We start from the raw sequence: 19,417 nt of genomic DNA, 5'->3' as shown, positions 1-19,417 counted from the left end.
GTCAGGACTCCTCGCCGGCGCTGAAGGCCGTGTACTCGTCGGCGCTCATCAGGTCCGCCGGCTCGGCCGAGACGCGGACCTTGAAGAGCCAGCCGCCCTCGAAGGGGGCCGAGTTCACCAGCGCCGGGTCGTCGACGACGTCCTGGTTGGCCTCGACGACCTCACCGGTGACCGGGGAGTACAGGTCGGAGACCGACTTGGTCGACTCCAGTTCGCCGCAGGAGTCACCCGCGGTCACGGTGGCGCCGACCTCGGGGAGCTGGGCGTAGACCACATCGCCGAGCGCGTTGGCCGCGAACTCGGTGATGCCGACCGTCGCGACGCCGTCCTCGGCGGGCGACAGCCACTCGTGCTCCTTGCTGTAGCGCAGCTGCTGGGGGTTCTTCATGGCCTGAATTCTCCTGTACGCGCGGGAGTGCTGATGAAGGGGGGACTGCGGAAACCGCTGGTGAGCGGGCAACTGTGCGCAGGGTCACGTACCCGCCACGGAATCGGGCCCGCGGGGGACGCGACCGCGCCCAGTCTCTACTTCTGGCGCTTGTAGAAGGGCAGTGCCACGACCTCGTACGGCTCGTGGCTGCCGCGGATGTCCACGCCGACGCCCTCGGCGCCGGGCGCCGCGTGGGCCGCGTCGACGTAGGCCATGGCGATCGGCTTGCCCAGGGTGGGGGAGGGGGCGCCGGAGGTGACCTCGCCGATCACCCGGCCGCCGGCGACGACGGCGTACCCGGCGCGCGGGACGCGGCGGCCCTCGGCGATCAGCCCGACGAGCACCCGCGGAGGCTCGGACGCGGCGCGCTCGGCGGCCCGCGTGAGCGCCTCGCGCCCGACGAAGTCGCCGTCCTTCTCGAACTTGACCACACGGCCGAGACCGGCGTCGAAGGGGGTGAGCGAGGTGCTCAGCTCGTGCCCGTACAGCGGCATGCCCGCCTCCAGGCGCAGGGTGTCGCGGCAGGACAGGCCGCACGGCACCAGGCCGACACCCTCGCCCGCCTCGGTCAGCGCCTGCCACAGCTCGACCGCGTGCTCGGGCTTCACGAACAGCTCGAAGCCGTCCTCGCCGGTGTAGCCGGTGCGGGCGATCAGGGCGGGGACGCCGGCGACCGTGCCGGGCAGGCCGGCGTAGTACTTCAGGCCGTCCAGGTCGGCGTCGGTGAGCGACTTCAGGATGCCGGGGGACTCCGGGCCCTGGACGGCGATCAGCGCGTAGGCGTCCCGGTCGTCGCGGACCTCGGCGTCGAAGCCCGCGGCGCGCTCGGTGAGGGCGTCCAGCACCACCTGGGCGTTGGAGGCGTTGGCCACGACCAGGTACTCGGTCTCGGCGAGCCGGTAGACGATCAGGTCGTCCAGGATGCCGCCGTCGGCCCGGCAGATCATGGTGTAGCGGGCGCGGCCGACACCGACGGAGGCGATGTTGCCGACCAGGGCGAAGTTCAGCAGGGCGGCGGCCTCGGCGCCGGTCACCGTGATCTCGCCCATGTGGGAGAGGTCGAACAGGCCGGCCCGGGTCCGCACCGCGACGTGCTCGTCGCGCTCGGAGCCGTAGCGCAGGGGCATGTCCCAGCCGGCGAAGTCGGTCATCGTCGCACCGAGCGAGCGATGGAGCTCGTCCAGCGCGGTATGGCGCAGCTCAGTGGGTTCGGTACTGCTCATCGGTCGGTCGTCTCCCAGGACAGCGGAACGGGCGAGGAACGTTCCTCCCCATCTGTCATCGGAACCTGAGAGGTTCGCCACGACCGCCACGGGGACGATCACGGCTTGCACCGTGGGTGGAGCCACTGCCGGCAGCGGCCCGCTTTTCAGATGTGCCTCGCCCGCGCGGTAACGGGGCCTGAGAGATTCAAGGGAGGGACTTGCTCCTTCGGCGCCCCAGCGCAGCGGCTGGGGACTCTCCCGCGCGGATTCAAGCGGCCGGTATGCAGTTGGCGGCCACATCATTGCACGCCGAGCGGGCTTTTGTAACCGGCCTGTGGCAGCACGCGGACCGTACTGCCGACCTCGGTCCATTACCTTCTCTTTACGTTTCATGGGCAGGGCTGTTACTGAACCGACAGGGGAGGACCGACACGGTGAACAGGACCCCGGTGTACGCCACCGTCACCAGCGGCGTCGCGGTGCCGAAGCAGCGCCGCGCCCCGGCCCCGGTCGTCCGGGACCTGCGCGACCGGGCCGGCCGCGGCCCGCACGCCCTGCTCTTCCGCGCCGAGGACCTGGTGGTGATCACGGGACTGCCCGGCAGCGGCAAGTCCACGCTGATGCGCCGCGCGGTCCCCGGCCGCCGGATCGACTCCCAGGACACCCGCGACCGCTGGGCCGCCCGCCTGCCCGGCTTCCTCCCCTACGCGCTCTACCGCCCCCTGGTCCGCCTCGCCCACTACGCGCGCCTGCGCCGCGCCCTGCGCACCGGCGAGGGCGTCGTCGTGCACGACTGCGGGACCCAGAGCTGGGTGCGCGGCTGGCTCGCCCGCGAGGCCCGCCGCCGCGGCGGCACCCTGCACCTGCTCCTGCTGGACGTCACCCCCGGCACGGCCCGCGAGGGCCAGCGCGAGCGCGGCCGGGGCGTCTCCCGCTACGCCTTCACCCGCCACCGCCGTACGACGGCCCGGCTGCTCGCCGCCGTCGAGCGGGGCGCGCTGCCGGCGGGCGTCGGCTCGGCGACCCTGCTGGACCGCCCCGCGGCGGACGCCCTGCGCCGGATCGCGTTCCCACGGTGAGGGGACGGTCACAGCAACCCGCTAGCCTTCATGGTCACAGCAGTGGTTCCCAGCAGGCGGTAGGCAGATGGACTTCCCGGCGGACATTCCCGCGGACTTCCCGGCACAGGCGCACCTCCACCCGCACGGCGGTTGGCCCGGCAACGAGTTGGAGGAGGTGCTCGCGGCCTCCCTCGGCGTGCCCACCGCGGCCGGCCGGATCATCGAGGTCCTCGGCCGCAGCTTCCTGTGGATCCCGCTGCCCAACGGCGGCGGCCCGGGCAGCGGCCCGCTGGACCTGCCCACGCTGGAGATCGACGGCCAGGCCTACGTGCCCGTCTTCAGCTCGGAGGAGCAGCTGCGCCAGGCGGCCGGCTCCCACATGGGGTACACCATCGCCCCGGCCGTCGAGTTCGCCCGGGGCCTGCCCGCGCAGGTCGGCATCGCGGTGAACCCGGACGCGCTGGTCGGCATCCCGCTCCCGCCGGCCGCCGTGGCCGAGCTGTGCCGCGCCGGCCGTACCCCCCTCGACGGCCCGGACACCGGCGGCCGGGTCCGCCTCTTCGAGCCCGACTGGCAGGACGACCCGGTCGACTTCCTCGCCGCCGCGTCCGCCGAGTTCGCCGAGACCGGCGTGGTCCGCACCGCCCGCCGCTGCCTGGCCGCCGTCGAGACGGACGACCCGGTGATGTTCGTGGGCGTGGAGCTCTCCCGGTGGGAGGGCGACCTGCGCACCCTCCCGATGGAGGCCCTGGGCCGCGCCCTGGGCAGGATCCCGGTCGCCTGGCCGGTCAGCCTGGTCCTCCTGGACGTCACGGACGACCCGGTGGCGGAATGGCTGCGGGGGAATGTCAGGCCCTTCTATCAGTACGGCCACTGAAAGCGCCCCAAGGGGGCGCGGGGCTGTGTCCGATATGCGGCTCCGCCGCGCGGGCGCGAGAAACCGCAACGCACCCGCACCCGCGAACGAACCCGAAGCGGCACCCCGGCAGGCGCTTAAGCTGTCTCCACACACGGGGCACGGAAAACAGAAGGGCACGACAAGGTGAGCGCGAGCCACAGCGGCGGCCTCGGTAGCGTCGAACACACGCTGCGCCAGGTCACGCCCGGACGCTACGACGCCTACGAGGCCCTGCTGCGTGCCCTCGCCACCCCTTCCTCCGGCCAGATCTGGATGCTGCTGTGGCACGGCCAGGCCGGCTCCCCGGACGCCCAGTACGGGACGATGGAGGTCGACGGCCTCCCCTACGCCCCCTGCGTCACCTCCGCCCAGGAACTGTCGGCCAGCGGCTGGAACCGCTCCTACGAGGTCGTGGACGGGCTCGACGTGGCCCGCACCCTCTACCCGGACCACTACGGCCTGTGGGTCAACCCGCACGCCCCGGGCGGCGGCGTCGGCATCCCCTGGCTGGACCTGCGCCGCATCGCCACGGGCCTGGACCGCCAGCCCGCCGGCCCGCTCCGGGTCGACGAACCCGGCATCGAGGTCCCGCAGTTCTACGCCCTGCTCGCGCAGAACGCCCACCGCACCCCGGCCCTGCGCTCCCTGCGCCGCGCCTGGGTGCAGCCCGCGCTCGGGGCGCCGTACCTCGTGATCGGCCTGGACGTGTACGACACCTCCCCGGCCGCGGTCGACTCGGTGCGCGCGATGATGCAGCAGTCCGTCGGCGCGGTCCCCGAGGGCCTGCCGGTGTCGACGGTCGCGATGACCGACGACTACGACCCGGTCGTGATGTGGATGCGGGCCAACGCCCGCCCGTTCTACGACCGCGACGCCCACGCCGCCGTACCCCCGGCGCACCCCCAGCCCCAGCCGCAGCTCCAGTCACCGCCCCAGCCGCAGGCCCCTGCTCCCGGCTACGGCTATCCGCCGGTGCCCGGCGGCTACTGACCCCGCCGCCGACCTCGCCGTACGGCCGCCAACCCGCCCCGGGCGACCTCCGCTCACCGTCCGCTTGCTGCGATTAACTGTCCGCATAACAGGAAACGCCTGCTTGCATCACGGTTACGCATCCATTCGCTGCCAAGGCTGGCGGCTTGTCGCGCGGGCATTGAAGACTCCCCCTTCAAGGGGCTCGCCCCTGTGTGTACGACGGACTGAATGATGCCGCTACCAGCGGCAAGTGCGGGCCGGTTACCACCGGTTGAGAGGGGTCCCAGCCTAATGACGGCACCATTGCACGAGCCGGCCGCGGAAGCGGCGCCCGGTGCGGCCGAGGAAGCGGCGGTCGCCGCCGCGGACGCGAAGGCCGTTCAGGGCCGCTCCCTGGGACGGATCGCCTGGGAGCGCCTGAAGCGGGACAAACTCGCCCTGGCGGGCGGCGTCGTGGTGCTGCTCCTCATCGTGATCGCGCTGCTCGCGCCCGTCATCACGAGCCTGGTCGGCCAGGACCCGGACGTCTACCACCAGGACCTGATCGACCCGCTGTTCAGCACCCCCAAGGGCTCACTGGGCGGCATCGGCGGTGACCACCTGCTCGGCGTGGAGCCGGTCAACGGCCGCGACATCTTCGCCCGCATCCTCTACGGCGCGCAGATCTCGCTTCTCGTCGGCTTCCTGTCCGCCGTGGTCGCCGTCATCCTGGGCACGGTCCTCGGCGTCCTGGCGGGCTTCTTCGGCGGCTGGGTGGACTCCCTGATCAGCCGGGTCATGGACGGCCTGCTCGCCTTCCCGCAGCTGCTGTTCATCATCGCGCTGGTCTCCGTCATGCCCAACCAGATGCTGGGACTCACCGGCACGGGCGTGCGGGTGTTCGTGATGATCCTGGTCATCGGTTTCTTCGGCTGGCCGTACATCGGCCGGGTGGTCCGCGGCCAGACACTCTCGCTGCGTGAGCGCGAGTACGTCGAGGCGGCCCGCTCGCTCGGCGCCGGGCAGTTCTACATCCTCTTCAAGGAGCTGCTGCCCAACCTCGTCGCGCCCATCATCGTGTACACGACGATGATGATCCCCACGAACATCCTCACCGAGGCGGCGCTCAGCTTCCTGGGCGTGGGCGTCAAGCCGCCCACGTCCTCCTGGGGGCAGATGCTGTCGAGTGCGATCGACTACTACGACTCGGACCCCATGTACATGGTGATCCCGGGCGTGGCGATCTTCATCACGGTTCTTGCCTTCAACCTCTTCGGCGACGGCGTGCGGGACGCGCTCGACCCGAAGGGCTCCCGCTGAAGTGCCGTACCCCAAGCGTCCCGTGAGCTCAGCCACGGGGTCTCTCATCAATTCCGGAGGATCCGAGATCGTGACTACCCAACGCACCTCAGGGCGGCGCAAGCAGGCCCTTGCCGCTGCCGCAGTGGTCGCCGGGCTGCTGACCACGGCGGCGTGTGGCGGAGGCAACGGCAGCTCGAAGAACGGCGCGGCCGGCTTCGACGCGGCGAACAACAAGGTTGCCCAGGCCGACCAGGTCAAGAAGGGCGGCACCCTGAAGTTCGTGAGCACGCAGGACGCCGACTCGTGGGACACCACGCGCGGCTACTACGGCTTCATGTGGGACTTCTCCCGCTACTACAGCCGTCAGCTGCTCACCTACAAGACGGAGCCGGGTGCCGAGGGCGCGAAGCTCACCCCGGACCTCGCCACCGACGCGGGCAAGGTCTCGGCCGACGGCAAGACCTACACCTTCACGCTGCGTGACGGGATCACCTGGGAGGACGGCAAGGCCATCACCTCCCAGGACATCAAGTACGGCATCGAGCGCTCCTGGGCGCAGGACGTGCTGTCCGGCGGTCCGGTCTACCTCCAGCAGATGCTGGACCCGAACAACACCTACAAGGGTCCGTACAAGGACACCTCGAAGGACCACCTGGGCCTGAAGGCGATCGACACGCCGGACGCGAAGACGATCGTCTTCCACCTGCCGACGGCCAACTCGGACTTCCTCCAGGTGCTGGCGATGACCACGGCCTCGCCGGTCCGCCAGGACATGGACACCAAGTCCAAGTACGGCCTGCACCCGTTCTCCTCCGGCCCGTACAAGTTCCAGTCGTACAGCCCGGGCAAGAACCTGGTCCTGGTCCGCAACACCAACTGGAAGGCGTCCTCGGACCCGGTCCGCAAGGCGTACCCGGACAAGATCACCCTGGACATCTCCACCAACCAGGCCGACTCGGACCAGCGCCTGATCGACGGCGACTACGACATCGACGCCTCGCAGACCGGCCTTGGCCCGCAGGGCCGCCAGATCGCCCTGAAGCAGCACAAGGACAACCTGGACAACCCGGTCTCCGGCTTCATCCGCTACGCGGTCTTCCCGCAGAGCGTCAAGCCGTTCGACAACCTCCACTGCCGCAAGGCCGTGATCTACGCCGCCGACCACGTGTCGCTGCAGACCGCCCGCGGTGGCCCGATCGCCGGTGGTGACATCGGCACCAACATGCTCCCGCCGTCGGTCGCCGGTGGCGAGGGCCAGAAGTACGACCCGTACCAGATCTCCGGTGCCAACAAGAACGGCAACGTCAACCTGGCCAAGCAGGAGCTCAAGGCCTGCGGTCAGCCGAACGGCTTCTCGACCACCATCGCCGTCCGCAACAACAAGGCGCAGGAAGTCGCCACCGCCGAGTCCCTGCAGGCCGCGCTGAAGAAGGTCGGCATCAACGCCGACATCTACCAGTACGACGGCTCGCAGAGCCCGGGCATCATCGGCTCCCCGTCGAACGTCGAGAAGAAGAAGCTCGGCATCATCATCATGGGCTGGGGTCCGGACTTCCCGACCGTCCAGGGCTACGGCATCCCGCTGTGGGACAGCAAGTACATCCTGCAGAGCGGTAACAACAACTACGCCCTGATCAAGGACAAGACGATCGACGGGCTCTTCGACCAGTACACCACCACGCTGGACGAGGCGAAGAAGACGCAGATCTCCACGGAGATCAACCACAAGGTGATGGAGGGCGCGTACTACCTGCCCTTCACCTTCGAGCGGCTGCTCAACATCCGCTCCTCGCGTCTGGGCAACGTGTACACGACGAACGCGTACAGCGGTTACTACGACTTCGTCAACCTCGGCCTGAAGTCCACGAAGTAGTCCCGGCACACCCGCCGAACGGCACGAAAGGCAGGTGAAGGCCGGCGCGGCGAGCCGCGGGCCCTCCGGAAGATCTCCGGGGGCCCGCGGTCCGCGGCGGGCCGTTAGCTGTGCTCGCTTACCTCATCAGGCGGCTGTTCGCCGCCGTAGTGATGCTGGTGGTCATCATCCTGGTGGTCTTCAGCATCTTCTTCCTCGTCCCCAAGTGGGCGGGCGTGGACATCGCCACGAGCTTCGTGGGCAAGCAGGCGGACCCGCACGCCGTCGAGGCGGTGCGCGAGAAGCTGGGTCTGAGCGATCCGATCTACTCGCAGGTCTGGCACTTCTTCAAGGGCATATTCGTGGGCCGCACCTACGCGGCCGGCGGCGATGTCACCCACTGTGCCGCGCCGTGCTTCGGCTACTCCTTCCGCAGTGAGCAGGCCGTCTGGCCGGTGCTGACCGACCGCTTCCCGGTGACCCTGGGTCTCGCGCTCGGTGCCGCCGTGCTGTGGCTGGTCTTCGGTGTCGCCGCGGGTGTGCTCTCCGCCCTCAAGCGGGGCAGCCTGTGGGACCGCGGCGCGATGGTCGTCGCCCTCAGCGGTGTCTCGCTGCCGATCTACTTCACGGGTCTGCTCTCGCTGGCGATCTTCAGCTACGGACTGAACTGGATCAACGGCCAGTACGTCTCGATCAGCGACAGCTTCTCCGGCTGGCTGGGCGGCATGATCCTGCCCTGGATCACCCTCGCCTTCCTGTACGCGGCGATGTACGCCCGTATCACCAGGGCCACCATGCTGGAGATCCTCGGTGAGGACTACATCCGCACCGCCCGCGCCAAGGGCCTCAAGGAGCAGGTCGTCATCGGCAAGCACGCCATGCGCTCGACGATGACCCCGATCCTGACCATGCTCGGCATGGACCTCGGCGCCCTGATCGGCGGCGCGATCCTCACCGAGACCACGTTCAGCATCCCCGGCCTCGGCCAGGCCGTGCTGACCGCCATCAAGAACCAGGATCTGCCGATCATCCTGGGCGTCACCCTGATCACCTCCCTCGCGGTGCTCATCGCCAACCTCGCGGTCGATGTGCTGTACGCCGTGATCGACCCCCGAGTGAGGCTCGCATGACCGAACTCAGCAAGACCGGAGCAGCCGTGGGCGAGCCCACGGAGGCCTCGCCCGCGCCGACCTCCTTCCTCGAAGTGCGCGACCTGAAGGTGCACTTCCCGACCGACGACGGTCTGGTGAAGTCCGTCGACGGCCTCAGCTTCCAGCTGGAGAAGGGCAAGACCCTCGGCATCGTGGGCGAGTCGGGCTCCGGCAAGTCCGTGACCTCGCTCGGCATCATGGGCCTGCACACCGCCGGCCAGTACGGCAAGCGCAAGGCGCAGATCTCCGGCGAGATCTGGCTGAACGGCACCGAGCTGCTGTCCGCCGACCCCGACCACGTGCGCAAGCTGCGCGGCCGCGACATGGCGATGATCTTCCAGGATCCGCTGTCGGCGCTGCACCCGTACTACACGATCGGCGCGCAGATCGTGGAGGCGTACCGGATCCACCACGACGTCGACAAGAAGACCGCGAAGAAGCGCGCGGTCGAGATGCTCGACCGGGTGGGCATCCCGCAGCCGGACAAGCGGGTGAACAGCTACCCGCACGAGTTCTCCGGCGGTATGCGCCAGCGCGCCATGATCGCCATGTCGCTGGTGAACAACCCCGAGCTGCTCATCGCGGACGAGCCGACCACCGCGCTCGACGTGACGGTCCAGGCGCAGATCCTGGACCTGATCCGCGATCTGCAGAAGGAGTTCGGCTCCGCGGTCATCATCATCACCCACGACCTGGGCGTCGTCGCCGAACTGGCCGACGACATCCTGGTGATGTACGGCGGCCGCTGCGTGGAGCGCGGTCCGGCCGAGAAGGTGTTCTACGAGCCCCGCCACCCCTACACCTGGGGTCTGCTCGGTTCGATGCCGCGTCTGGACCGCGACCAGCAGGAGCGTCTCATCCCGGTCAAGGGCTCCCCGCCCTCGCTGATCAACATCCCGTCCGGCTGCGCCTTCAACCCGCGCTGCCCGTACGCCGACGTCCCGAAGGACAACGTGACCCGCACGGTCCGCCCCGAGCTGACCGAGGTCGGGAGCAAGCACTGGGCCGCCTGCCACATGTCGCAGGAGCAGCGGGAACGGATCTGGACCGAAGAGATTGCGCCGAAGCTGTGAGTGAGAACGCAGAGGACAAAGAGGTGAAGGCTGCCGGTGCGGCCACCCTCGGCAAGGACGTCGCACCCGGCGAGACCCTGCTGAAGGTGACCGGGCTGCAGAAGCACTTCCCCATCAAGCAGGGGCTGCTCCAGCGGCAGGTCGGTGCCGTGCGCGCCGTCGACGGCATCGACTTCGAGGTCCGCGCCGGGGAGACCCTCGGCGTGGTGGGCGAGTCGGGCTGCGGCAAGTCCACCATGGGCCGCCTGATCACCCGGCTGCTCGAACCGACCGCCGGAAAGGTGGAGTTCGAGGGCAAGGACATCACGCACCTCGGTGTCGCGGGCATGCGCCCGATGCGCCGTGACGTGCAGATGATCTTCCAGGACCCGTACTCCTCGCTGAACCCGCGCCACACCATCGGCACCATCGTCGGAGCCCCGTTCCGGCTCCAGGGTGTCGAGCCGGAGGGCGGGATCAAGAAGGAGGTGCAGCGGCTGCTGTCGGTGGTCGGCCTCAACCCCGAGCACTACAACCGCTACCCGCACGAGTTCTCCGGCGGTCAGCGTCAGCGCATCGGCATCGCCCGCGCGCTCGCCCTGAAGCCGAAGCTGGTCGTCGCCGACGAGCCGGTCTCCGCGCTGGACGTGTCGATCCAGGCCCAGGTCGTGAACCTCATGGACGACCTCCAGGAGGAACTGGGCCTGACGTACGTGATCATCGCGCACGACCTCTCGGTCGTCCGGCACGTCTCGGACCGGATCGCGGTGATGTACCTCGGCAAGATCGTCGAACTCGCCGACCGGGACCTGCTGTACAAGACGCCGATGCACCCGTACACCAAGGCGCTCATGTCCGCGGTGCCGATCCCGGACCCGAAGCGGAAGAACGCCAAGAGCGAGCGCATCCTGCTCAAGGGCGACGTCCCCTCGCCGATCTCCCCGCCGAGCGGCTGCCGGTTCCACACCCGGTGCTGGAAGGCCACGGAGATCTGCAGGACGACCGAGCCCCAGCTCGTGGAGCTGCGTCCGGGACAGCGCGTCGCCTGCCACCACCCCGAGAACTTCGAGGACCAGGCACCGCAGGACACCGTCCTGCTGACGGCCGCGAAGGAGGCCGCCGAGCTGGTCTCCGACGAGGTGCTGGCCGAGTCGGCCCAGACCTCGGAGGCGCTGGCCACGGCGGTCGCCGAGGGTGAGGTGGGCTCCGAGGAGACCGGGACCACCGAGTCGCGGGAGCCGAGCGAGGAGCAGGCGGAGGAGCCGAGCGAGACGTCGGCCGAGGAGACGACCGAGGAGACCACCGAGGGCGGCTCGACCGACAAGTAAGGACACCTCAGTAAGAAAGGCTCACAGGGATGTCACCCTGTGAGCCTTTCTTTGTAAGGTTCACGCGCCCCGGCAGGCGAGAATGTCGGGGTGCAGCTCCAGCCTCTCTTCAGTCCCTCCGTCCAGCACTCGCTGGACGTCATCGGCATCTTCGTGTTCGCGATCTCCGGCGCGCTGCTGGCCGTCCGGAAGAACTTCGACGTGTTCGGCATCGGCGTCCTCGCCGAGGTCACCGCGCTGGGCGGGGGACTGTTCCGCGACCTGATCATCGGGGCCGTACCACCGGCGGCCTTCACCGACCTCGGGTACTTCGTCACCCCGCTGCTCGCCGCGCTCGTCGTCTTCTTCCTGCATCCGCACGTGGAGCGGATCCAGCGGGCGGTGCTCGTCTTCGACGCGGCCGGCCTCGGCCTGTTCTGTGTCAGCGGTACGACGAAGGCGTACAGCTACGGCCTCGGCCTGACCGCGTCGGCGACGCTGGGCCTCGCGACCGCCGTCGGCGGCGGCGTCCTGCGGGACGTGCTGGCCAACGAGGTGCCGTCGCTGCTGCGCTGGGACCGCGACCTCTACGCGGTCCCAGCGATCGTCGGCGCCACGATGGTGGTGCTGTGCATCCGTTACGGCGTGCTGAACCCGTACACCAGCGGGCTCGCGGTCGTCACGGCTTTCGTGCTCCGCCTGCTCGCGATGCGCTACCACTGGCGAGCTCCGCGCGCCTGGAACCGCCGCTCGACGGTGTCAGAGGACTGAGCGGGCTCGGCGTGCGGGTGTGCCGGGGGGTGCTGCTCTGCCCCGTCAGCTCCGTGGTCAGCCACTCGAAGACCGTCGGCACCTGCGGCCGCCACAGCGCCATCGAGTGTCCGCCCATGCTGCGCGGCAGGAACACCACCTTCACGTACGTCGGCGGCTTCGCGATCTGTTCCAGTGCCACACCGGCCTGGTAGCCGTCGCCGTTCTCGCCGGAGATGTAGAGGGCGATCTTCGGCGGGGTGCGGTAGTTCTTCAGGATGTAGTAGGGGTTGTTGGCCCGCCGCAGCTCCTCGCTCCCCGCGGCCAGCGAGTTGCGCTCGCCGATCGGGTCGTTGTAGCCGGAGAGGCTGACGGCGGCCCGGTAGCGGTCGGGGTGGGCGACGGCCAGCTTGGCCGCGCAGTGGGCGCCGGCCGAGTAGCCGGCCGCGGCCCAGCCGTCCGGCGCGGACTGGGCGCGGAAGTTGTCCGTGATCATCTTCGGTACGTCGATGCTCAGCCAGGTGTCCGCGTTCACCGTGCCGGGGATGTTGGCGCAGCCGGTGTCGATCTTGGCGATCAGGTTCGTGCGCGGGGCCACCAGGATGAACGGGGCGACCTGGCCGCTCTTCATGAGCGGTTCCAGCTGCTCGTGCGCCTTCATGGACCCGAACCAGGCCTTCGCCGAGCCCGGGTAGCCCGACAGCAGCTCGACGACCGGGAACTTCTTGTCCTTGTAGGCCGGATCGTCGTACTGCGGCGGCAGCCAGACGTAGACCTCGGCGCTCACCCCCGACACCTGGCCCTTGAGCTGGGTGACCTTGACCCCGCCGGCCGCGTGCATGCCGGGACCGTCGGCCTGGGTGAACTTCTGCTCCACCTTGGGCAGCTTCTTGTACGCGATGCCGCCGGTGCCGTCGGCGCCGAGGTTCGCGGCCTGCTGTACGTGGTTGCCCGTGCCGAGCAGGTCGGCCCAGTTGTCGTAGAGGTTGTTCGAGTTGTTGACCAACACGAAGACGAGGGTGATGGCGGTGCCCTGGGCGAAGAGCAGCATCAGTACGCGGGCGGCGGCGCGCAGGGCCTTGGGCCCGCGCACTCGCGACCAGAAGGCGAGCGGCAGTATCAGTGCAACCACGGCCAGCACGATGGTCGTGTAGAGGAACGGAGTCCCGGTGAGGCTCATGTCCCCATAGAGGGGAATCAGGGGCCTGGGGTTCTGGACGTCTCCGGGCGCTTACCGAGAAATTGCCGGAAGCTCACCCGGATGGCCGACAGGGAAACGGCAGGGTCTCGCCCCTCCGAAAAAGCTACCGCTTAGTAATTTTCTGTTGTACCGTTCACCCATGCCAGAAGGAGCCTCCGCACCCGCCGCACCGGCACCGGCCGTGATCGGCGCCAGCGAGTTCGACCGCGACACCGCCGTCACCCGGCGCGCGTCCGGGGTCTACGACATCGACCTCTCGGCCGGCTGGACCATCATCAGCGCCGTCAACGGCGGCTACCTGCTGGCCGTGCTCGGCCGGGCCCTCGCCGACACCCTGCCGCACCCGGACCCCTTCACCGTCACCGCGCACTACCTGACCGCCTCGCGCCCCGGCCCGGCGGTCGTCCGCACCGAGACGGTCCGCACCGGCCGCACGCTCTCCACCGGCCAGGCCTCCCTCTACCAGTACGACGACAACGGCGACGAGGTCGAACGCATCCGCGTCCTCGCCTCCTACGGCGACCTCGCCGACCTCCCCGACGACGTCCGTACGACGGCGACGCCGCCCGCCATCCCGCCGCTGGAGCAGTGCTTCGGCGCCGAGGACGGACCTGCCCCCGTCGAGGGCAGCTCGGCGATCGCCGACCGCCTGATGCTCAAGCTGGACCCGTCGACCCTCGGCTGGGCCCTGGGCGCACCCTCCGGCAAGGGGGAGATGCGCGCCTGGTTCGGCCTGGCCGACGGCCGCGACGCGGACCCCCTCTCGCTGCTGCTCGCGGTGGACGCGCTGCCGCCCACCGCCTTCGAGATCGGCCTGAAGGGCTGGGTCCCCACGGTGGAACTCACGGTCCACGTGCGCCACCGCCCGGCCCCCGGCCCGCTGCGGATCTCCATCACCACGCGCAACCTGGCCGGCGGCTTCCTGGAGGAGGACGCCGAGGTCTGGGACACCGACGACCGCCTGGTCGCCCAGTCCCGCCAACTCGCCCGCGTCCGCCTGCCCTGAGCCCCACACCCACCCCACCGGGCCCGCCCGACGGACCTGCCAACGGCCGGCGGCGCTCCGGGCGCGCGGTGTGCCAGGCCCGCCCGCGTGGCCTGCCGGTCAGGCTGGTTGCGGCTCGCGGTGCCGCCCCCGGCCTGCCGCCTCCGGTCGGCGCACGCGGCATCTGCGGCCCCCCGCCCACCAGTCGGACTCCCGGCCGCGCGGCGGTGCTCCGTCCGCCCGGTGGCGCTCCCGGTGCGCGGTGAAGCGCGGTCCGCGGTGCGTCAGGGGCGGACGAGGGGCTCGCGGCCGAGCCAGGCTGCAAGCTCTTCGTACGGGCCGGCGTTGCCGGGGGCCGGGCGGCGGGGGTGGAAGGGGGGCTTGTGGTCGGCGGCGTCGGGGGACGTGACGTCGCGGGGGCGGGAGTCGGGCAGCACCGCGCGGGCGATGGCGAGCGCGAACCCGGCCAGGTCCGGGTCGAGTTCACAGGGTCGGCCGAGGCCCTCGGCCAGGTCCCAGGTGTGGGTGACGATCTCCATCACGTAGCCCGAGAGCGCCGCGTGACCCGGGACCTCGCCCCAGGGCACGCGCGCGGGCGTCGTCATCCGCTCGTCGCTCTCCCAGGCCTTGAGCGCGCGGGTCCTGACCTCGTCGTAGGCCGCCGCCCAGCCGTCGTCCTCGACGCCCTCCACGGCCGGGACGACGGCGAGCCCGTCGCCGCCCTCGCCGACCACCGCGAGGCGCAGGGTGCCGCCGACGACGTGGCCGAGCAGGGCGCGTACGTCGTACGCGCTGCACGGCGTCGGGCGGGCCAGGTCGGCGGGCCGTACGGACCCGATCAGAGCGGCCGCCTGTTCGGTGGCGCGGACGTGGACGGGGCGGGGGTCGGTGAAGCCGGTGCTGGCCATGGGGCGTTCCTCTTCCTCGGGGTGCCGCGGTCGGTGCGGCTGCGTGCCGTTCGGTGAACCGAGCCTCCCTCGATAACCTGACAGAAGCCGTCAACATTTGCGCGCGGCCTGGTCGCGCTGCACGCTGAGCGCGTGAAGTCCGACCGGCTGCTGTCGATCCTGCTGCTCCTCCAGACCCGGGGCCGGGTCCCCGCGCGCGAACTCGCCGGCCGGCTGGAGGTGTCGGTCCGCACCGTCTACCGCGACATCGAGGCGCTGTCCGCCTCCGGCGTCCCGGTGTACGCCGAGCGCGGCCGGCACGGCGGCATCGAACTCCTCGCCGGATTCCGCACCGACGTCACTGGACTGACCGCCGACGAGTCCCGCGCCCTGTTCGTCCTCGCCGCCCAGGGCACCCACGCCGCGCTCGGCCTCGACGCGGCCCTCGGCTCGGCCCTGCGCAAGGTGATGGCCGCGCTCCCGGCGCCGCACCGGCCCGCCGCCGAGGTGACCAGCCGGCGCATCCTGGTCGACGCCACCCGCTGGCGCGGCGGACCCCGGCAGGCGGCGGACCTCGCGGCCCTCCAGGACGCGGTCTTCTCCGACCGGCGCCTGCGCCTGCGCTACCGGCACAGCGGGGAACGGGAACCGCGGACGTACACCGTGGACCCGTACGGACTGGTCGCCAAGGCCGGGGTCTGGTACCTGATCGCCGACCGGCGCGGCCGCCCGCAGCTGTTCCGGGCCGACCGGGTGCGCTCGGCCCGGCTCCTCGACGACCCCGTGCGGCGCCGCGCCGGGGTCGAACTCGCCGACGTCTGGGAGGTGGTGCGCCGCCAGGTGGAGGAGCGGGACGGCGGGATCGAGGTCACCGCACGGGTCCGGCGGGCCCGGCTGGATCTGTTCCGTCGGATGGCGGCCGCCGAGCTGACCGCCGTGCCCGACGACGACGGCACGGGGGAGTGGGTCACCGTCCGGCTCAGGTACCCGGTGCTCCGCGCGGTGCGCCAACTCCTCGCCTTCTCCGATCAGGTGGAGGTCCTCGACCCGCCCGAGGCGCGCGCGGAGCTGCTGGCCGGTGCCCGTCGTGTCACGGCCCTGTACCAGCCGGGCCCCTGACCCGGGATCGACAGCCGGCGGACAGGAGGGGCCCAAGTGCCGCCAAGACAGCGTTGGTTGAGTGCGGCTCTCAGGAAATCCTCATCCGCACCGGAGCTGGTCCTCATGAAGCGTGCCCGTCTCGCCCCCGCCGTCGCCCTGCTGGCGCTCTCCCCGCTGCTGCTGGCCGCGTGCGGCTCGGGCGACTCGTCGCCGTCCGCGTCCTCCTCGCCGTCCTCCGGCGGTGGCAACTCCGGCGGGCAGCAGGCCTGTACGGCGCCGTCCGGTATGCCCGGCGCCGGCGGCTCCCGCCGGCCGAGCGGGGCTCCGTCCGGCCTGCCCTCGGGGGCGTCCACGGCGAAGCCGACCGGCACGCCGTCCGCAGTGCCGTCCGCAGTGCCGACCGGGAAGCCGGCCGGAAAGCCGACGGGTGCCGCCTCGGGCGGGCCGAGCGGCGGACCCGGCGGGCAGGGCGGCTGCGGCGGTGGCCCGGGCGGCGGACGGAGCGGGGGCCGGGCCCGGCAGGGCTGACGGCCGTACGACGGCGGGGGCGGTACGCGTCGAGCATGCCGCTCCCGCCGTTCGTGCGCGTCCGCTCAGTCGAGCCAGTGGCTGCGGCCGACGGTGATGAGCCGCATCTGTCGCAGGGCGCGCTGCGTGACCCGCTCCCGCTCCTCCGCCGGGGCCTCCTGCGCCTCCAGGAACAGGGAGGCGGTGATGAGCATCTGGTCGACGTAGAGGTGCGCGAGCATCAGCAGGTCGTCGTCGTTCCAGCCCGCGGCCTCCGGGTCCTTGGCCAGCTCGGCCTTGACCTCCTCGGCGAACCTCTCCAGCTGGGCCCGGATCGCCTCCCGCACCGGCTGGACCCCGCCGTGCCGCTCTCGCGCGATGAAGCGGACGTGCGCGGGGTGGGTGTCCACGTGGTGTGAGATCAGCTTGATGGCGCGGGTGATGCGCTCCTCGCTGCCGCCCGCCGTCGACACCGTCGTCCGCACCATCGGGTGCAGGCTGCCCAGCGCCTCGTCGACCAGCGCCACCCCGAGGTCGGCGGTCGAGCGGAAGTGCCGGTAGAAGGCGGTCGGGGCGACACCGACGGCACGGGTGACCTCGCGCAGACCCAGGCTGCTCAGGCTCTGCTCCTCCAGCAGCGCGAGCGCGGCGTCGAGGAACGCCTGCCGGGTCTTCTGTTTCTGCGCCTGCCGGATGCCGAAGGTGTGACTCATGTCATCCAGTTAACAACTGTTCTCTGGAATTGGAAAGCCGCGGAAGGCGCTAGACTCTAAGTCAGTGAACAACTGTTACTACAACTGTTCACCCAAACTTCACACCGGCCCCGACGCCGGCCCGGACCGGGCCGGTGCGAGGCCTCTCGGAGGGGGGATCTGATCCCATGTTGTTCCTCGTCGCCGCACTCATGCTCTTCGGCGTCGTGCTGGGCACCGTCGCCCACGCACCGCTGACCGTCACCGCCCTCATCGCCGCCGTCATCGCCGTCTGGCTCGGCGCCTTCGCGATCCGCGAGCGCATCGGCCGCCGACGCGGCACGCAGGCCAACTGACCGTCCGCCACGACTTCCTGGAGCTTGAGCATCATGCAACTCACCGCACCGGTCACGAGCGGCACCGACACCCGGCGGGGACCGCGCGACGCCGACGGCATGGCCGTGGCGTCCTTCATCCTCGGCCTGCTCGGCCTGCTCGTCCTCAACATCTTCCTCGGCCCGATCGCCATCGCCCTGGCCGTGGTCTCCCTGTGGCGGGGCGCCGTCCGCCGCGGCCGCGCCTGGCTGGGCCTCGCCCTGGGCGCCGCGGACCTGGCGGTCCTGGTCCTGTCGATGCAGCTGAGCCACACGGTGTCCTGGAGCCTGTAGGGCCCGGAGTGCGCAGGGGGTACGGCCCGGCCGTGCCGGGCGCCTCACCGCCGAGTCGGGGTGAGCGCGCAGCTTGGCGCATCCGCGGCCGAGACGGACCGAGGAGGCCCCGTAGAATCAGGGCACCATGGCTTACCTCGACCACGCCGCGACAACCCCCATGCTCCCGGAGGCGGCAGAGGCACTCACCGCCCAGCTGAGCATCACGGGCAACGCCTCCTCCCTGCATGCGGCCGGCCGCCGGGCCCGCCGTACCGTCGAGGAGTCCCGCGAAACCCTCGCGGAAGCACTGGGCGCCCGCCCCAGTGAGGTCGTCTTCACCTCGGGCGGCACCGAGGCGGACAACCTCGCCGTCAAGGGCCTGTACTGGTCCCGCCGCGCCGCCGACCCGGCCCGCACCCGGGTGCTGTCCAGCCCCGTCGAGCACCACGCTGTCCTCGACGCCGTGCACTGGCTCGGCGAACACGAGGGGGCGACGGTCGAGTACCTTCCCGTCGACTCCTACGGCCGCGTCCACCCCGAGGCGCTGCGCGAGGCCATCGCCCGCAACCCCGACGACGTCGCCCTGGTGACGGTGATGTGGGCCAACAACGAGATCGGCACGCTCCTGCCGATCCGTGAACTCGCCGACGTCACCGCCGAGTTCGGCATCCCGCTGCACTCCGACGCGGTCCAGGCCTTCGGTCAGGTCCCGCTGGACTTCGCCGCCTCCGGCCTCGCCGCGATGACCGTGTCCGGCCACAAGATCGGCGGCCCGTACGGCATCGGCGCGCTGCTGCTCGGCCGTGAGTACAGCCCCGTCCCCGTGCTGCACGGCGGCGGCCAGGAGCGGCACGTCCGCTCCGGCACCCTCGACGTCCCCGTCATCGCCTCCTTCGCCGTCGCCGGCCGGCTCGCCGCCGAGCGGCGCGAGGGCTTCGCCCGCGAAGTCGGCGCGCTGCGCGACCGGTTGATCGAGGCCGTGCGCGACGCCGTGCCGGACGCGATCCTCGGCGGTGACCCGGACCCCGAGGGGCGACTTCCGGCCAACGCCCACTTCACGTTCCCCGGCTGCGAGGGCGACTCCCTGCTGCTCCTGCTGGACGCCCAGGGCATCGAGTGCTCCACCGGCTCCGCCTGCACCGCGGGCGTCGCCCAGCCCAGCCATGTGCTCCTGGCCACCGGCACGGACCCGGAGCTGGCCCGCGGCACCCTGCGCTTCTCCCTCGGGCACACCTCGACCGAGGCGGACGTGAAGGCGGTGGCCAAGGCGATCGGCCCGGCGGTGGAACGGGCGCGCGCCGCGGGCCTGAGCTGAGACGCAGCGGTGGGGGGGCCCCCCCGGGCGGCGGGCGGGGGGGGGGGCGCCCCGCCCGGGGAACCCGCCGCCGGGCCCCCCCCCCATCCGCCCCCGGGCCGCGCGGGGCCGCAACGGTGC

The 19,417-nt window shown here is 71.1% G+C and carries 20 protein-coding genes and 1 riboswitch; of the genes, 15 read left to right on the top strand and 5 right to left on the bottom strand.

The window, feature by feature from the left end:
• Nucleotide 1 precedes the first annotated feature (1 nt).
• Nucleotides 2-388: a glycine cleavage system protein GcvH gene (gene gcvH, locus ACFC8N_RS23140; protein WP_356034543.1), complete on the bottom strand. Its 387-nt coding sequence runs from the start codon at nucleotides 386-388 to the stop codon at nucleotides 2-4.
• Nucleotides 389-525: 137 nt separating this feature from the next.
• Nucleotides 526-1,653 (bottom strand): glycine cleavage system aminomethyltransferase GcvT, encoded by a 1,128-nt coding sequence (gene gcvT / locus ACFC8N_RS23135; protein WP_356034546.1) that lies wholly within the window; start codon nucleotides 1,651-1,653, stop codon nucleotides 526-528.
• Between the two features lie 156 nt (nucleotides 1,654-1,809).
• Nucleotides 1,810-1,906: riboswitch (glycine riboswitch) on the bottom strand.
• A gap of 163 nt (nucleotides 1,907-2,069) precedes the next feature.
• Here gcvT and ACFC8N_RS23130 point away from each other — a divergent pair.
• The 9 genes from ACFC8N_RS23130 (at nucleotide 2,070) to ACFC8N_RS23090 (ending at nucleotide 11,980) form a co-directional block, all read left to right on the top strand.
• Nucleotides 2,070-2,714 (top strand): AAA family ATPase, encoded by a 645-nt coding sequence (locus tag ACFC8N_RS23130; RefSeq protein ID WP_376289385.1) that lies wholly within the window; start codon nucleotides 2,070-2,072, stop codon nucleotides 2,712-2,714.
• Nucleotides 2,715-2,781: 67 nt separating this feature from the next.
• Complete coding sequence (locus ACFC8N_RS23125; protein WP_376289383.1) at nucleotides 2,782-3,573, top strand: enhanced serine sensitivity protein SseB; 792 nt, start codon at nucleotides 2,782-2,784, stop codon at nucleotides 3,571-3,573.
• A 165-nt stretch (nucleotides 3,574-3,738) separates the two neighbouring features.
• Complete coding sequence (locus tag ACFC8N_RS23120; protein WP_356034554.1) at nucleotides 3,739-4,584, top strand: enhanced serine sensitivity protein SseB C-terminal domain-containing protein; 846 nt, start codon at nucleotides 3,739-3,741, stop codon at nucleotides 4,582-4,584.
• Between the two features lie 273 nt (nucleotides 4,585-4,857).
• Entirely contained in the window at nucleotides 4,858-5,865 is a 1,008-nt protein-coding gene (locus ACFC8N_RS23115; protein ID WP_356034557.1) for an ABC transporter permease, read from the top strand.
• A 70-nt stretch (nucleotides 5,866-5,935) separates the two neighbouring features.
• Nucleotides 5,936-7,720 carry an ABC transporter substrate-binding protein gene (locus ACFC8N_RS23110; protein WP_376289381.1) on the top strand — a complete coding sequence of 595 codons (1,785 nt, stop codon included), beginning with the start codon at nucleotides 5,936-5,938 and terminating at the stop codon, nucleotides 7,718-7,720.
• A 110-nt stretch (nucleotides 7,721-7,830) separates the two neighbouring features.
• A complete protein-coding gene (locus ACFC8N_RS23105; RefSeq protein WP_356034562.1) occupies nucleotides 7,831-8,829 on the top strand; it encodes an ABC transporter permease in 999 nt (332 codons plus the stop codon).
• Entirely contained in the window at nucleotides 8,826-9,923 is a 1,098-nt protein-coding gene (locus ACFC8N_RS23100) for an ABC transporter ATP-binding protein (RefSeq protein ID WP_356034565.1), read from the top strand. Before ACFC8N_RS23105 ends, ACFC8N_RS23100 begins: the two co-directional genes overlap by 4 nt.
• Nucleotides 9,920-11,230, top strand: a complete 1,311-nt coding sequence (locus tag ACFC8N_RS23095; RefSeq protein ID WP_376289378.1) for an ABC transporter ATP-binding protein — start codon at nucleotides 9,920-9,922, stop codon at nucleotides 11,228-11,230. Before ACFC8N_RS23100 ends, ACFC8N_RS23095 begins: the two co-directional genes overlap by 4 nt.
• A gap of 90 nt (nucleotides 11,231-11,320) precedes the next feature.
• Nucleotides 11,321-11,980: a trimeric intracellular cation channel family protein gene (locus ACFC8N_RS23090; protein ID WP_356034570.1), complete on the top strand. Its 660-nt coding sequence runs from the start codon at nucleotides 11,321-11,323 to the stop codon at nucleotides 11,978-11,980.
• Here the strand turns inward: ACFC8N_RS23090 and ACFC8N_RS23085 are convergent.
• Entirely contained in the window at nucleotides 11,889-13,139 is a 1,251-nt protein-coding gene (locus tag ACFC8N_RS23085; RefSeq protein WP_376289376.1) for an alpha/beta hydrolase, read from the bottom strand. The two genes, ACFC8N_RS23090 and ACFC8N_RS23085, sit on opposite strands and share 92 nt — an antisense overlap.
• A 160-nt stretch (nucleotides 13,140-13,299) precedes the next feature.
• Between ACFC8N_RS23085 and ACFC8N_RS23080 the strand changes: the two genes are divergently transcribed.
• Nucleotides 13,300-14,166 carry a thioesterase family protein gene (locus tag ACFC8N_RS23080; RefSeq protein ID WP_356034576.1) on the top strand — a complete coding sequence of 289 codons (867 nt, stop codon included), beginning with the start codon at nucleotides 13,300-13,302 and terminating at the stop codon, nucleotides 14,164-14,166.
• Nucleotides 14,167-14,429: 263 nt separating this feature from the next.
• On the opposite strand, the gene ACFC8N_RS23075 is transcribed toward ACFC8N_RS23080, so the two are convergent.
• A complete protein-coding gene (locus ACFC8N_RS23075) occupies nucleotides 14,430-15,053 on the bottom strand; it encodes a TIGR03086 family metal-binding protein (RefSeq protein WP_376289373.1) in 624 nt (207 codons plus the stop codon).
• 132 nt (nucleotides 15,054-15,185) lie between these two features.
• Here ACFC8N_RS23075 and ACFC8N_RS23070 point away from each other — a divergent pair, with 132 nt between their 5' ends.
• Together ACFC8N_RS23070 and ACFC8N_RS23065 are read left to right on the top strand one after the other, a co-directional pair.
• Entirely contained in the window at nucleotides 15,186-16,151 is a 966-nt protein-coding gene (locus tag ACFC8N_RS23070) for a helix-turn-helix transcriptional regulator (protein ID WP_376289371.1), read from the top strand.
• Nucleotides 16,152-16,256: 105 nt separating this feature from the next.
• Complete coding sequence (locus tag ACFC8N_RS23065) at nucleotides 16,257-16,661, top strand: hypothetical protein (protein ID WP_376289369.1); 405 nt, start codon at nucleotides 16,257-16,259, stop codon at nucleotides 16,659-16,661.
• 65 nt (nucleotides 16,662-16,726) lie between these two features.
• Here the strand turns inward: ACFC8N_RS23065 and ACFC8N_RS23060 are convergent, their stop codons facing one another.
• On the bottom strand, nucleotides 16,727-17,353 hold the full coding sequence (locus ACFC8N_RS23060) for a TetR family transcriptional regulator (protein WP_356034586.1): 627 nt from the start codon (nucleotides 17,351-17,353) through the stop codon (nucleotides 16,727-16,729).
• 167 nt (nucleotides 17,354-17,520) lie between these two features.
• On the opposite strand from ACFC8N_RS23060, the gene ACFC8N_RS23055 reads away from it, so the two are divergent.
• From ACFC8N_RS23055 to ACFC8N_RS23045, 3 genes are all read left to right on the top strand, one after another.
• Complete coding sequence (locus ACFC8N_RS23055) at nucleotides 17,521-17,688, top strand: hypothetical protein (RefSeq protein WP_356034589.1); 168 nt, start codon at nucleotides 17,521-17,523, stop codon at nucleotides 17,686-17,688.
• Nucleotides 17,689-17,721: 33 nt separating this feature from the next.
• A complete protein-coding gene (locus ACFC8N_RS23050) occupies nucleotides 17,722-18,000 on the top strand; it encodes a DUF4190 domain-containing protein (protein ID WP_376289367.1) in 279 nt (92 codons plus the stop codon).
• A 127-nt stretch (nucleotides 18,001-18,127) separates the two neighbouring features.
• On the top strand, nucleotides 18,128-19,297 hold the full coding sequence (locus ACFC8N_RS23045; RefSeq protein WP_356034594.1) for a cysteine desulfurase family protein: 1,170 nt from the start codon (nucleotides 18,128-18,130) through the stop codon (nucleotides 19,295-19,297).
• The last annotated feature ends 120 nt before the right edge of the window (nucleotides 19,298-19,417 follow it).

This window comes from Streptomyces sp. NPDC055966, from assembly GCF_042269865.1.
Taxonomy (GTDB): Bacteria; Actinomycetota; Actinomycetes; order Streptomycetales; family Streptomycetaceae; genus Streptomyces.
Note: the sequence above shows the minus strand (reverse complement) of the source record. Positions and strands in the feature narration are given on the sequence as shown.

Excerpts from the sequence above, each read along its gene's own strand:
- gcvT (WP_356034546.1), bottom strand. The coding sequence starts at position 1,653 with ATGAGCAGTACCGAACCCACTGAGCTGCGCCATACCGCGCTGGACGAG.
- ACFC8N_RS23100 (WP_356034565.1), top strand. The coding sequence starts at position 8,826 with ATGACCGAACTCAGCAAGACCGGAGCAGCCGTGGGCGAGCCCACGGAG.
- ACFC8N_RS23075 (WP_376289373.1), bottom strand. The coding sequence starts at position 15,053 with ATGGCCAGCACCGGCTTCACCGACCCCCGCCCCGTCCACGTCCGCGCC.
- ACFC8N_RS23050 (WP_376289367.1), top strand. The coding sequence starts at position 17,722 with ATGCAACTCACCGCACCGGTCACGAGCGGCACCGACACCCGGCGGGGA.
- ACFC8N_RS23085 (WP_376289376.1), bottom strand. The coding sequence starts at position 13,139 with ATGAGCCTCACCGGGACTCCGTTCCTCTACACGACCATCGTGCTGGCC.
- ACFC8N_RS23045 (WP_356034594.1), top strand. The coding sequence starts at position 18,128 with ATGGCTTACCTCGACCACGCCGCGACAACCCCCATGCTCCCGGAGGCG.
- ACFC8N_RS23055 (WP_356034589.1), top strand. The coding sequence starts at position 17,521 with ATGTTGTTCCTCGTCGCCGCACTCATGCTCTTCGGCGTCGTGCTGGGC.
- ACFC8N_RS23125 (WP_376289383.1), top strand. The coding sequence starts at position 2,782 with ATGGACTTCCCGGCGGACATTCCCGCGGACTTCCCGGCACAGGCGCAC.
- ACFC8N_RS23080 (WP_356034576.1), top strand. The coding sequence starts at position 13,300 with ATGCCAGAAGGAGCCTCCGCACCCGCCGCACCGGCACCGGCCGTGATC.
- gcvH (WP_356034543.1), bottom strand. The coding sequence starts at position 388 with ATGAAGAACCCCCAGCAGCTGCGCTACAGCAAGGAGCACGAGTGGCTG.
- ACFC8N_RS23060 (WP_356034586.1), bottom strand. The coding sequence starts at position 17,353 with ATGAGTCACACCTTCGGCATCCGGCAGGCGCAGAAACAGAAGACCCGG.
- ACFC8N_RS23065 (WP_376289369.1), top strand. The coding sequence starts at position 16,257 with ATGAAGCGTGCCCGTCTCGCCCCCGCCGTCGCCCTGCTGGCGCTCTCC.
- ACFC8N_RS23115 (WP_356034557.1), top strand. The coding sequence starts at position 4,858 with ATGACGGCACCATTGCACGAGCCGGCCGCGGAAGCGGCGCCCGGTGCG.